Here is a 12,819-nt window from a genome sequence, read left to right as displayed (position 1 = left end):
AGAAAGATAATATAAAAATTAAGAGGGGTATAAAATTGTGAATAAGCATGAAGTATTAAAAAGTAGCAATGGACCAATTACAGTAAGTAGATTAATTGAGGGCTTTAAAAACATAGGAATTGAAGAAGGTATGACGTTAATTGTACATTCATCCTTAAGCTCTATAGGGTGGGTATGTGGAGGAGCAGTAGCAGTTATAGATTCATTGATTGAGTGTATTGGTAAAAAGGGGAATTTAGTTATGCCAAGTCATAGTGGAGATTATTCTGAGCCATCATACTGGTGTAATCCTAGTGTACCTAAAGAATGGTATGATGCAATAAGAAATGAAATGCCAGTGGTTAATCCCAAGATAACACCTTGCAGAGGAATGGGAGTAATAGCACAAACATTTTTAAATTATGATGGAGTTATTAGAAGTAATCATCCACAAGTTTCATTTAGTGCATATGGAAGAGATAAGGAATTTATTACTGATAATCACAAGTTAGATTATGGCTTATCTGACACATCTCCATTAGGAAGATTATATGAGTTAGATGCTAAAGTATTACTTCTAGGAGTTTCATATACAAACAATACATCTTTTCACTTAGGAGAATATAGAAGTAACTCTAGAGATGAATATATAGAATATGCTCCTATATTGGAAAATGGAGAACGATTATGGAAAGGCTTCAAAGAATTAGAAATAGATTCTGATGGATTTGAATATATAGGTGAATGCTTTGAAAAAGAATATAATGTATTAAATTATAAAATTGGAAATGCCAACTGTAAATTGTTTTCACAGCGAGAATGTGTTGATTTTGCTACGAAATTTCTATCCTTTAAAAGAAGTTAGGGAGAATATAGTAGATAAAATTATTTAAGTATTGAAAATTCAAATATGTTTATTTGAAAATAGATTAAAATGATAATTATTATAATATAGATGAATTATATAAATTGTAAAAAGATTGTGAAAATATGTGCTATAATTTAATTAATCAATGTAAATGGGGGGAATACAATGAGTAAAATAGATTTAAGTAAATTAAGTATAGTTTCAGATTTTAATCTAGTAAATAGTTTAATAGCTATGACAAAGGTTTATGAAACAATAGAGGATAAAGATATTCCTAGGATAGAAGAGTACATACAAAATAAGTTTGTAGATAAAGATTTATTGAAAATAGGTATGCAAATAGTAAATGACAAGAAAAACAAAATAAGTCATATTGAAATAAAAGAAAAAGCAGAATTTGAACTTAATGAATATATGGATAGAAAAGATAGAGAAAGACAAGCCAAGCAAGAATCGTAAACATAGACAAGATAGTAATAAAAGTAGTCCAAGTTAAATATCCTTATAATATAAACGTATTTATAAGGAGGAATTTAACTTGGACTTTAATAATATAAAGGGGATTTTAATAGATAATTTAGGTAACTTACTAGATAAATTTAATAAACAAGATCTAGATAAATATAATTTTTTATATAATTGTCCATACTGTGAAAGTGACATAAATGAAAGTGATGGATATAGAACTTGTAATTCCTGTAAAAAGAATTATAGAATTTATAGAAATAATATATATAAAGATGAAGAAACTATAAATGATATATTATATTATTTTATAAAGATTATCACTCATATTTCAAATAGCAATGATCATATAAGTGATAAAAAACTTGATTATATATACTATATTGTAAAAGAAGATATAAAACTAAGTAATAATCAAATAAAATGGTGTGCAATAATTTTTAAAGAAGCTGAAACTGAAATATATACCAGTGAACTAATTGAAAAATTTAAAAATAGTTTAAAAAAATATTACTGTGATAACTACAATATAGAAAGATTAAATATGTTAAGGTGGATAATAAATTTAATTAATATGGATTTATATTTGTTTGAAAAACAAGAAAAAATACTATCTGATTACATTAGAATATTTAATATAAAAGATTCAGATTATGCTTATATAAATTATTCAGAAGTAAGTGTATCTAGAGATTAAATAAAAAATCTATGGGTGAATTATAATAGATAGCCTATAGATTTTTTTATTTGTTTTAATAATATAAAAAATATACAGAAAATTAAAATATATGAAATTGTACAAGTTGAACTTTAATTAAATGTGCTATACTTTATAGTAAGATTTTAAGTGAAGGAGGTAAAATATGTTAAAAGAATTTATCAAATACTATAAGCCATATAAAAAATTATTTATACTGGATTTATTAGCAGCTTTTGCAGTTGCTTTATGTGATCTAGTTTATCCCATGATAACTAGAAATATAATGGATGATGTAGTACCTAATAAAGATGTTAGAATGCTAGTTATATTTGCTATAGCTTTATTTGTTATATTTATAGCTAAAGCTTTTCTAAACTATTTCATGCAATATTGGGGTCATGTTGTAGGAGTTAGGATGCAAGCTGATATGAGAAGTGATGTATTTACTCATCTACAAAAACTACCGAACACATATTATAATAATAATAAATCGGGAGTTATAATGTCTAGAATAATAAACGATTTGATGGAAGTTTCAGAACTTGCTCATCATGGACCAGAGGACTTATTCATATCTATTGTAATGTTATTTGGGTCTTTTTTAATACTTATAAAGATTAATATACCACTTACACTAATAGTATTCTCTATTTTGCCTATAATACTTTGGTATGCAATATCACAAAGAAAGAAAATGAATAGAGCTTTTAAAGAAACAAGAGTAAAAACTGGAGAAGTAAATGCTACACTAGAAAATAGTATTGCTGGTATGAGAGTTACAAAATCTTTTTGTACAGAAGAAGAAGAGTTAAATAAATTTAATAAATCTAATAATGTATTTAAACATGCAAGAGAAGTTGCCTATAAGGTTATGGGTACATATTTTTCTGGCATGTTTTTATTAATAGATATATTGGAATTAGTTGCATTAATTGCAGCTGGATATTTTACTTATATGAATTATATAACACTTGGAGATTTTGCAGCATATCTTTTATATGTGAAAATGTTTATACAGCCAGTTAGAAAGCTTATAAACTTTACGGAACAGTATCAAAATGGTATGACTGGATTTGAACGATTTATAGAGATAGTTGAAGAGGAAACAGAAAAAGAATCTTATAATCCAATAGAACTTAAAAATGTAAAAGGAAATATTGAAATAGAAAATGTGTCTTTCACATATGAAGATGATAATGAAGTATTTAGTAACTTAAGTTTGGATATCAAAGCAGGAAAGACAATAGCTTTAGTTGGACCATCAGGTGGAGGAAAAACTACACTATGTAATTTAATTCCAAGGTTTTTTGATTTTACATCAGGGGATATAAAGATAGATGGAATTAGTGTAAAAGATGTAAGCTTAAAATCTTTAAGAGAAAACATAGGAGTTGTAGCACAAGATGTATTTTTATTTACTGGGACAATAAGAGATAATATTGTAATAGGTAAAACAAATGCAAGTGAAAAAGAAGTTATAGAAGCTGCTAAAAAAGCTAAAATACACGATTTTGTTGTAAGTTTGCCTGATGGATATGACACATACATTGGAGAACGAGGAGTGAAATTATCTGGAGGACAAAAACAAAGAATTTCTATAGCAAGAATATTTTTAAAAAACCCTCCAATAATGATTTTAGATGAAGCTACTTCAGCGCTAGATAATGTTACAGAATATGAAATACAAAAATCTTTAGAAGAATTAAGTAAAGATAGAACAAATTTAGTTGTTGCACATAGATTGTCAACTATAAAAAATGCAGATGAAATAATTGTTTTAACTGAAAACGGAATTGAAGAAAGAGGAAATCATGAAGAGCTTATTGAAAAAGGTGGAGTTTATGCAGGGCTTCAAAGAAAATAAAAGGTTACCACAATTGGTAACCTTTTATTTTTATATTTCAGTTGTATTAACTTTATTATCGTCATAGCTAACCCAGTCACTAAAGCTTCCAGTATACACCTTATGTTTAATTCCAGACTCGTTAAGAGCCAAACTATTAGGGCAAGCTGTTATACCTGAGCCACAATAAACTATTACTTCGTCATAGTTTTTAAGTTTTTTAAAATGTTTTTTTAGCTCATCTACAGATTTTATATTAAAGTTATTTTCATTTTTATCAAGTATATCCATCCAGAAATAATTCATTGCACTAGGAATATGACCAGCTTTTCTATCTACAGGCTCAAATTCTCCTAAGTATCTCTTGTGTTCTCTTGAATCTATTATTGCGATTTTATCATTGTATAATCTATCCTTAACATAATTCATATTAACTCTCATAGAATCATCTACATTGGCTTTGAAGTTACCTTTATTTATTGATGGAATGACATTATTAGTTTCTCCTCCAATTTCGATAAACTTATTTATACCTCCATCTAAAACAAAAACTTTATCATGACCTAAATACTTTAATATCCACCATAATCTTGAAGGACCTGCTAAATCTCCATCATCATAGCATATTACTATAGAATCGTTATTTATTCCTAAGTTTTTAAATGTAGATTCAAGTTCATTTATTTCGGGAAGTGGATGTCTACCACCGTGTTCCTTAACCTCACTAGATAATTCAGTTTCTATATCAACTCTAACTGCACCAGATATATGATTATTTTCATAACTTTTTTTTCCATACTCTTTATTCATTAAATCAAATCTACAATCAACTATAACAAGATTTTTGTTATCTAAGTTTTCTTTTAACCATTTAGCATTTACTAAGTTTGTCATAAGTTTCCTCCTGAGTTTCAAAATTGACAAGGTAATTGTTTTCATACCTTCTTTTAAATAATATATACTTAGATTGAGGAAATTTCAATATGTTAAAAAATTTACTCAAAATACAGAAAATAATAACTTTTTATAATTTGTAAAAAAACGTTTAACTAAATTGATTTATTGTGCTAAAATATGGGTAAAGAAGAAATATTGTATACGAAGTGCAGCTAAAAATAATTTTGACAAGAGGTGGGTAAGAATATGAATTTTTCTTCAAGAATAAAATCAGTAGAGGCTTCAACTATAATGGAGTTATTAACTTATGCAGAAGAAGCTAAGAAACAAGGGAAAAAAGTATATTATTTAAATATAGGACAACCAGATATAAAAACTCCTGAAAACTTTTTTAAGGCTATAGCTAATGATAAGGAAAACGTATTGGAGTATGCGTTATCTGAGGGTCTACCAGAACTTAGAAAAGCTATACAAAAATATTACAAAGAATATGATATAAACTTTGATATAGAAGATATATTAATATTAAATGGTGGTAGTGAAGCTTTATTCTTTACAATGTTAACTATATGTAATGAAGGGGATAATATATTAGTACCAGAGCCATTTTATTCAAATTACAATAGTTTTGCAAATGCAGTAGGGGTTCAAATAAAGCCTATAACTACACTTGCTGAAAACGGATTCCATTTACCAAGTAAAGAGGAAATCGTATCTAAAATAGATAAAAATACTCGTGCAATATTATTCTCAAATCCAGGGAATCCAACTGGGGTAGTTTATACTAAAGAAGAAATAAAAATGATTTCAGAAATAGCAAAAGAACATGATTTATGGATAATTGCTGATGAAGTTTATAGAGAGTTTGTATATGAAGGTGAATATACAAGTTTAGGAAATGTTAAAGAGGTTGAAGATAGAGTTATAATTGTAGACAGTGTTTCTAAGAGATATAGTGCATGTGGAGCTAGAATCGGATGCTTAGCTTCTAAAAATAAAGAGTTTATGGGTGAAATATTAAAACTTTGTCAAGCTAGACTATCTGTTCCTACATTAGAACAAGTTGGAGCTGTAGAGTTATACAAAACTCCAAACTCATATTTAGAAGAAGTTAACGAAGAGTATAGAGAAAGAAGAGATGTATTATATAATGAACTTATACAAGTTCCAGGTGTTATATGTAAAAAACCTACAGGAGCATTTTATATAGTTGCTAAACTTCCAGTTAAGAGTGCAGATGATTTTGTAAAATGGATGCTAAGTGACTTTGAAATAGACGGAGAAACAGTAATGCCATGTCCAGCTGAAGGATTCTATAAAACAGAAGGTCTTGGTGTAGATGAAATAAGACTTGCATATATATTAAATAAAGAAGATTTAGCTAAAGCTGCTAAAATCTTAAAAGAAGGATTAGAAGCTTACTTAAAGCTTAATAAATAAAATAAAAAGGACTTATACTATTGGTGTAAGTCCTTTTTTTATACAAAATTACAAATAAAAACTGAAAAAATTTGATAGAAAAAAGGAAAACTTACATATTTATAGAAATGTATTTTTATGAAAGAAATAATAAAAATAAGTTTTAAATTGAAAACTCATATTTATTAGGTTAAAATCAAAAGTATAAAAAGTATATAAGATACACTTTGGGGAGGAGAGTATATGTATAATAATGTGATGAATTTTGATGATGGAGTAAATAGAATAAATACAAATTCTGTAAAATATGATAAATATAAAGAAAACTTTAATACAGATAAAGATGATATAATTCCTATGTGGATTGCAGATATGGATTTTAAAACCTGTGATGAAATAACTAAAGCATTACAAACTAAATTAATTACTGGAAATCTTGGATATGATACAGTAAATGGTTATTATGAAGCTGTAGAAGATTGGATGAAAAAAAGACATGGACTTAAAATAACTAAAGAGGATATTGTATATACTCCAGGAGTTGTAACGGCTATTAATTTTTTACTTAAAATACTTGTAAAAGAAAATGATAAAGTTTTAGTTCAATCACCTGTATATCACTCTTTCTTTAGAGTATTAAATGAAAACAATTGTGATATAGTTCAAAGTGAATTAGAATTAAATAATAATAGATATGAAATTAATTTTGAAGAATTTGAAAGACAAATTTCCACAGGAGTAAAAGTATTTATATTATGTAACCCACATAATCCTGTTGGTAGAGTATGGGAAAAAGAAGAACTTGAGAGATTAGTTGAAATATGTGAAAGCTATAAAGTATTTATAATAAGTGATGAAATACACTCAGATTTAATATTTAAAGGATATAAACATAACTCACTAACAACAGTATCCCCTTATTATAAAGATAATATAGTTACATTAACGGCACCAAGCAAAACGTTTAACCTAGCAGGATTATATACATCAAATGTTATAATTACTAATGAAAAAATAAGAAAAAAATATAAAGATTTATTCTCAACAGACCCTAATGTATTAGGTGCAGTAGCTTTAATTGCAGCATATACGAAAGGTGAAAAATGGTTAGAGGAACTTCTTGTATATATTGAAAATAATTATAACTATGTAAATGATTATATAAGTAAAAATATTCCTAAAATTAAAGTTACAAAACAAGAAGGTACATTTTTAACTTGGCTAGACTGTAGAGAACTAAGATTAAGTGATGAAGATTTAGATAGGTTTTTTATAGATAAAGCTAAATTAGCTCTAAGCAGTGGGGCTGTATTTGGAAATGGTGGTAGTGGATTTATGAGAATGAACATAGGGTGTCCTTTAAATACGATAAAGGAAGCTTTATGTAGATTGAAAATTGTAGTGGATGATATATAGTAGGGAGGATATATGCTAGAGGATTTATTAGAAATAAGTTTAAATGATATAATAACAGTTGTTGGAGCTGGAGGAAAGACTTCTTTAATAACTTATTTATCTAAAAGACTTTCTAGTAATTATAAAGTTTTATTAACTACGACAACCAAAATATATTTACCTAAATCTAGTGATTTTAATAATATGATTATGTTAAATGAAAAGAGTGATACCTTTATTGATAAAGGTATCACTCTTTGTGGTAAATTTGTTAATAATGAAAATAAAGTAGTAGGATTGAGCTTTAATGAATTGGATAAATTATTAGAAAAATTTGATATAAGTTTAATAGAAGGAGATGGTTCTAAACGAAAAAAGCTAAAAGGATGGAAAGAAGATGAACCTTTAGTTCATCCAAAGACAACTAAATGTATAGGAGTGCTAGATATAACATCATACAATATGTATATAAATGAAACTAATATACATAGGGTGGATAAATTTTTAGAGATTTGTGGCAAGTTTGATAGCAAAGTAAGCTTAGAAAATTTAAAAAATATAATATTAAATAAAAATGGATTATTTAAGAACTCAGTAGGAGAAAAAATTTTATTTATAAATAAAGTAGAGAATAGTTATAAAGAAGAGTTAACTGATAAGTTAATTAAAATGATAAAAAAAGAAGATAATAATATGAAAGTTATTTATGGTAGTTTAATAAAAAATTACTATAAGAAGGGATAAATATGGTAAATGCAATAGTTATGGCATCTGGCTTTTCAACTAGAATGGGAAAAAATAAACTATTAATGAAATATAGGGGAAAAACAATAATTGAAAATGTTTTTGATGCAATAAGCAAATGTGACTTTAATGAAGTTTTAGTGGTTAGCCAGTATGAAGAAATATTAAGTATAGCAAAACAATATAATTTTAAAGGTATATTTAATGAAAATGCAGATATTGGACAAAGCGAATCTATAAAATTAGGAATAAGAAATAGTAAGGTTTGTGAAGGCTATATGTTTTTCGTGGGAGACCAACCTTTTTTAGACGAGCTTGATATAAAAAAACTTATAAGTAAATTTAAAGATGATAAAAGCAAAATAATAATACCTACATGTGAAAACAGAAAAGGTAATCCAGTTATATTTCCTAATTCATTAGCAAATAATCTGATGATGTTAAAAAAGGATGAAAAGGGTAAAAAGGTAATAAGTGAATATGATAAAATAGAGTATGTAAAAGTAAAGGAAAAAACTTTATTAGATATAGATACTCAAGAAGATTATGACTGCTTAATAAATTTGTATTAATAGAGGGAGATAATATGAAAAAAATAAAAACAGTAGATGCAGTGGGACATGTGTTATGCCATGATATAACCCAGATTATACCAGGAGAATTTAAAGGAAGGGCATTTAAAAAAGGACACGTGGTAAAGGAAGAAGACATAGAAAAATTACTATCCCTTGGAAAGGATAATTTATACGTATTTGAAAAAGAAGAAGGAATGGTTCATGAAAATGATGGAGCTATATTTTTAAAAAATATAACTGCTGGGAAAAACTTAGAATTTAGTGAGATTAAAGAAGGAAAAATAGATTTTATAGCAAACTGCGATGGACTTTTGAAAATAAATGTAGATAAGCTATTTGAACTTAATTGTATAGATGACATAATGATGGCTACATTACATAATAATTATATAGTTCATAAAGGGCTTAAAGTAGCAGGAACAAGAGTAATACCTTTAATGGTAGAACAAGAAAAGCTAGATAAAGCAAAATTGGTTATAGGTGAAGATAAAATAATCAATGTTATTCCTTTTAAAAAGAAAAAAGTTGGGATAGTAACAACAGGAAATGAAGTTTATCATAAAAGAATAGTTGATAAATTTGGACCTGTTATGATAGAAAAAATGAAAAATTATGACTGTGAGATATTAGGACAAACAATATGCCCTGATGATACAGAAATTATAAAAAATGCTATACAAGATTTTCTAGATAAAGGTGCAGAGCTTATACTTTGTACAGGTGGAATGAGTGTAGACCCGGATGATTTAACTCCTGCAGCTATAAAACAAACTGGAGCAGATATAATAACTTATGGTTCGCCAATACTTCCAGGAGCAATGTTTTTATTAGCATACAACAAGGGTGTACCTATAATGGGTATACCAGGATGTGCTATGTACTCAAAAACAACTGTTTTAGATGTAGTACTTCCTAGAATTTTAATAGATGAAAAGCTTACAAAAGCGGATATAGCAAGATATGGACATGGGGGTCTTTGTATGAACTGTGAAATCTGTACTTATCCGGCTTGTAATTTTGCTAAGTAGTTGACTAAGTTACAATTTTGTTATATGATTAGAAGAGTTGTAAAATTTTATAAATTTTAGTAGTTAGAAAGGAAATAAGCGAATGTTACAAGTTACTAATGTTGGTCTTAGATTTGGGGATAAAGAGTTATTCAAAGATGTTAACTTAAAATTCACTAAAGGAAATTGTTACGGAATAATAGGAGCTAATGGAGCAGGAAAATCTACTTTCCTAAAAATATTAGCTGGTGATATAGAAGCAAATACAGGAAGTATATCAATAACTGAAAAAGAAAGAATGTCAGTACTTAGACAGGATCACTTCAAATATGAAGAAGATACAGTACTTGATGTTGTTATAATGGGACATGCTAGACTTTATGAAATAATGAAAGAAAAAGATGCATTATATATGAAGGCTGATTTCTCAGAAGAAGATGGTATAAAAGCTGCTGAACTTGAAGGAGAGTTTGCTGAACTTGACGGATGGGATGCAGAAACAAATGCAGAAAAATTATTAATGGGTCTTGGAATAACTAAAGATGTACATTATAAGCAAATGAAAGAATTAACAGGTGGAGATAAAGTTAAGGTATTATTAGCTCAAGCTTTATTTGGTAAACCAGAAATACTAATCATGGACGAACCTACAAACCACTTAGACTTCCAATCAATAAACTGGTTAAATAACTTCATAATGGATTTAGAAGATTCTATAGTAATAGTTGTATCACATGATAGACACTTCTTAAACCAAATATGTACAAATATAGTTGACGTTGACTTTGGTAAAATACAAATGTATGTTGGTAACTATGATTTCTGGTATGAATCAAGTCAATTAGCATTACAATTAGCTAAAGATCAAAACAAGAAAGCTGAAGAAAAAATAGCTCAATTAAAAGAGTTCATCGCAAGATTCAGTTCAAATGCATCTAAAGCAAAGCAAGCAACTTCTAGAAAGAAACAATTAGAGAAGTTAGAAGTAGAAGATATACAACCATCAAGAAGAAGATATCCATATGTTGGATTTACTCCTGAAAGAGAAATAGGTAATGAAGTTTTAGAAGTGAATAACTTAACTAAAACTGTAGATGGTGTTAAAGTTTTAGATAATGTAAGCTTTAGATTAGATAGAGATGATAAGGTAGCATTCTTAGGAGATGAGATAGCTATAACTACATTATTTAATATAATAATGGGTGAAGATACTCCAGATAGTGGAGATTTCAAGTGGGGTGTAACAACTTCTCAAAGTTATCTTCCTAAAAACCACAATAAATACTTTGATGGTGTAGAGTATTCATTAGTTGACTGGTTAAGACAATATTCAGAAGAAAAAAGTGAAAGTTTCATAAGAGGTTTCTTAGGTAGAATGTTATTCTCTGGAGAAGAAGCTTTAAAACAAGCTCAAGTTTTATCTGGAGGAGAAAAAGTTAGATGTATGTTATCAAAGCTTATGTTATCAAATGCTAACGTTTTAGTTTTAGATGACCCAACTAACCACTTAGACCTAGAATCTATAACTTCTGTAAATAAAGGTTTAGAAAAATTCCCAGGAGTATTAATATTTAACTCTCATGACCAAGAGATGATACAAACTCTTGCAAATAGAATAATAGAAATAACTCCAAATGGAATAATGGATAGAAAAACTACTCTTGATGAGTACTTAGATAATAAAGAAATACAAAAGCAATTAAAAGAAATGTACGGAGATGCAAAAAAATAATTGCTAATAATTATTTAAAAGCACTTAATGTGTATTAGATAGTATTAAAACTTAATAATATAGGTTTTGGAATGCCTTTTATATTCGATAAGATGAAAGAACGTCTATGTTCTACTTTTTCAAATATAGGAGGTATTTTTTTATGCAAATAATAGAAGCAATAACAGAGTCTATAGATGAATTAGAAATAACAAATACAAGTAAAGAAACAATAAGGTCTTATAAAAATTCTTTAAATATATTTAGTAAATTTATAAAAGAAAATTTTAAATACTATTTATAATATTAAACTTTATACAAAATAATTTATAAAGCTATTAATTTTTTAGAATTAGTGTAAAATTATGGTATAATATTTATTAGAAAATCATAGAAAGAGGTAATATTCTTGATTTTATGATATACTGGTAATATGGTAGAACTTTCAAAACTGTAAAATATTCAACCAATCGCCAACTGTATGTGAAGCGAAAACTAAGGCATAAAACATACAGAGTAGTTTCTATTTACAAGCCAATTAGGGGGAGCTGGGAACGGAAGGTTAATTTAAGTGGAGAGTAGTTCGCATATAAAAAATATTTAAAGGAAAAAGGGGGATTTAACTTGGCTAAAATTGTAATTAAAAGTGAAATCTTAGAAATGATGCTTTATATTTGGGATTCACTACATCAAAAGGAAAAGATAGCAGATTCATTTTTTATAGAACTAGCGGATCAAACGGATATGAAATATCTATATGATGAAGACTTTACAAAGGAATCTGTAAGAAAGGTACTTTCCGCAATGTCAAACAGAGAGCTTCTAAATAAACCAACAAAAAAGGAAAGTAGATACTGGAATAAAAACATGTGGATGCTTGAAGATTTGGAATTTACAAATATGATGATAGCACCAGTAAAGCAGCTTAATTTAGACTATATGGAAGATAAATTAAGTAAGGAAGAATATGAGGTAATATTTATTCCAGGACATATGGATGAATATTATATGGATGAAAATAAATTAATAATCAATTTCTTTAATATTACAGTAGATTTATTTGGGGAAGGCCCAGTAACAATAGCAGGTAAACCATTTAATGAATATATAGAAGAAAAGCTTCTTAGTATATAGCTAGGAGCGATAAACAGTTAAAATAAATATATTAAAAGTGTACATAATAAAAAGATTACTTAAATATACATAAGGCTATATA

General features: G+C 27.3%; 13 protein-coding genes. 12 read left to right on the top strand and 1 reads right to left on the bottom strand.

Features of this window, described 5'->3' with window-relative positions; genetic code table 11:
* Positions 1 to 37 precede the first annotated feature (37 nt).
* The 4 genes from ATCC9714_RS09450 (at position 38) to ATCC9714_RS09435 (ending at position 3,876) form a co-directional block, all read left to right on the top strand.
* Positions 38 to 844 carry an AAC(3) family N-acetyltransferase gene (locus ATCC9714_RS09450; RefSeq protein WP_057574258.1) on the top strand — a complete coding sequence of 269 codons (807 nt, stop codon included), beginning with the start codon at positions 38 to 40 and terminating at the stop codon, positions 842 to 844.
* 168 nt (positions 845 to 1,012) lie between these two features.
* A complete protein-coding gene (locus ATCC9714_RS09445) occupies positions 1,013 to 1,306 on the top strand; it encodes a hypothetical protein (RefSeq protein WP_021121407.1) in 294 nt (97 codons plus the stop codon).
* Positions 1,307 to 1,385: 79 nt separating this feature from the next.
* Positions 1,386 to 2,009 carry a hypothetical protein gene (locus tag ATCC9714_RS09440; RefSeq protein WP_057545114.1) on the top strand — a complete coding sequence of 208 codons (624 nt, stop codon included), beginning with the start codon at positions 1,386 to 1,388 and terminating at the stop codon, positions 2,007 to 2,009.
* A 166-nt stretch (positions 2,010 to 2,175) separates the two neighbouring features.
* Positions 2,176 to 3,876 carry an ABC transporter ATP-binding protein gene (locus ATCC9714_RS09435; protein ID WP_057545113.1) on the top strand — a complete coding sequence of 567 codons (1,701 nt, stop codon included), beginning with the start codon at positions 2,176 to 2,178 and terminating at the stop codon, positions 3,874 to 3,876.
* A gap of 30 nt (positions 3,877 to 3,906) precedes the next feature.
* Here the strand turns inward: ATCC9714_RS09435 and ATCC9714_RS09430 are convergent, their stop codons facing one another.
* Positions 3,907 to 4,749 carry a sulfurtransferase gene (locus ATCC9714_RS09430; RefSeq protein ID WP_054630427.1) on the bottom strand — a complete coding sequence of 281 codons (843 nt, stop codon included), beginning with the start codon at positions 4,747 to 4,749 and terminating at the stop codon, positions 3,907 to 3,909.
* 249 nt (positions 4,750 to 4,998) lie between these two features.
* Here ATCC9714_RS09430 and ATCC9714_RS09425 point away from each other — a divergent pair, with 249 nt between their 5' ends.
* The 8 genes from ATCC9714_RS09425 (at position 4,999) to ATCC9714_RS09390 (ending at position 12,737) form a co-directional block, all read left to right on the top strand.
* Complete coding sequence (locus ATCC9714_RS09425; RefSeq protein ID WP_021129397.1) at positions 4,999 to 6,192, top strand: pyridoxal phosphate-dependent aminotransferase; 1,194 nt, start codon at positions 4,999 to 5,001, stop codon at positions 6,190 to 6,192.
* Between the two features lie 222 nt (positions 6,193 to 6,414).
* Positions 6,415 to 7,587, top strand: a complete 1,173-nt coding sequence (locus tag ATCC9714_RS09420) for a MalY/PatB family protein (protein WP_057545112.1) — start codon at positions 6,415 to 6,417, stop codon at positions 7,585 to 7,587.
* A 12-nt stretch (positions 7,588 to 7,599) separates the two neighbouring features.
* Complete coding sequence (gene yqeC, locus ATCC9714_RS09415) at positions 7,600 to 8,310, top strand: selenium cofactor biosynthesis protein YqeC (protein WP_057545111.1); 711 nt, start codon at positions 7,600 to 7,602, stop codon at positions 8,308 to 8,310.
* 2 nt (positions 8,311 to 8,312) lie between these two features.
* Positions 8,313 to 8,882, top strand: a complete 570-nt coding sequence (gene mocA, locus ATCC9714_RS09410; protein WP_057545110.1) for a molybdenum cofactor cytidylyltransferase — start codon at positions 8,313 to 8,315, stop codon at positions 8,880 to 8,882.
* Positions 8,883 to 8,896: 14 nt separating this feature from the next.
* Positions 8,897 to 9,913: a molybdopterin-binding protein gene (locus ATCC9714_RS09405; protein WP_057545109.1), complete on the top strand. Its 1,017-nt coding sequence runs from the start codon at positions 8,897 to 8,899 to the stop codon at positions 9,911 to 9,913.
* Positions 9,914 to 9,995: 82 nt separating this feature from the next.
* Positions 9,996 to 11,624, top strand: coding sequence for an ABC-F family ATP-binding cassette domain-containing protein (locus ATCC9714_RS09400; protein ID WP_021129392.1), 1,629 nt, complete (start codon positions 9,996 to 9,998; stop codon positions 11,622 to 11,624).
* 142 nt (positions 11,625 to 11,766) lie between these two features.
* Positions 11,767 to 11,907, top strand: coding sequence for a hypothetical protein (locus ATCC9714_RS09395; protein WP_155484054.1), 141 nt, complete (start codon positions 11,767 to 11,769; stop codon positions 11,905 to 11,907).
* A 320-nt stretch (positions 11,908 to 12,227) separates the two neighbouring features.
* The gene (locus ATCC9714_RS09390) at positions 12,228 to 12,737 is read left to right on the top strand and encodes a TDE2712 family protein (RefSeq protein WP_021121576.1); all 510 of its coding nucleotides are present in this window, start codon (positions 12,228 to 12,230) and stop codon (positions 12,735 to 12,737) included.
* Positions 12,738 to 12,819 lie beyond the last annotated feature (82 nt).

Source organism: Paraclostridium sordellii, from assembly GCF_000953675.1.
Classification (GTDB): Bacteria; Bacillota; Clostridia; order Peptostreptococcales; family Peptostreptococcaceae; genus Paraclostridium; species Paraclostridium sordellii.
Note: the sequence above shows the minus strand (reverse complement) of the source record. Positions and strands in the feature narration are given on the sequence as shown.

Coding starts and splice junctions, on each gene's coding strand:
- ATCC9714_RS09445 (WP_021121407.1), top strand. CDS start 1,013: ATGAGTAAAATAGATTTAAGTAAATTAAGTATAGTTTCAGATTTTAAT.
- ATCC9714_RS09435 (WP_057545113.1), top strand. CDS start 2,176: ATGTTAAAAGAATTTATCAAATACTATAAGCCATATAAAAAATTATTT.
- ATCC9714_RS09430 (WP_054630427.1), bottom strand. CDS start 4,749: ATGACAAACTTAGTAAATGCTAAATGGTTAAAAGAAAACTTAGATAAC.
- ATCC9714_RS09425 (WP_021129397.1), top strand. CDS start 4,999: ATGAATTTTTCTTCAAGAATAAAATCAGTAGAGGCTTCAACTATAATG.
- ATCC9714_RS09420 (WP_057545112.1), top strand. CDS start 6,415: ATGTATAATAATGTGATGAATTTTGATGATGGAGTAAATAGAATAAAT.
- yqeC (WP_057545111.1), top strand. CDS start 7,600: ATGCTAGAGGATTTATTAGAAATAAGTTTAAATGATATAATAACAGTT.
- mocA (WP_057545110.1), top strand. CDS start 8,313: ATGGTAAATGCAATAGTTATGGCATCTGGCTTTTCAACTAGAATGGGA.
- ATCC9714_RS09405 (WP_057545109.1), top strand. CDS start 8,897: ATGAAAAAAATAAAAACAGTAGATGCAGTGGGACATGTGTTATGCCAT.
- ATCC9714_RS09400 (WP_021129392.1), top strand. CDS start 9,996: ATGTTACAAGTTACTAATGTTGGTCTTAGATTTGGGGATAAAGAGTTA.
- ATCC9714_RS09395 (WP_155484054.1), top strand. CDS start 11,767: ATGCAAATAATAGAAGCAATAACAGAGTCTATAGATGAATTAGAAATA.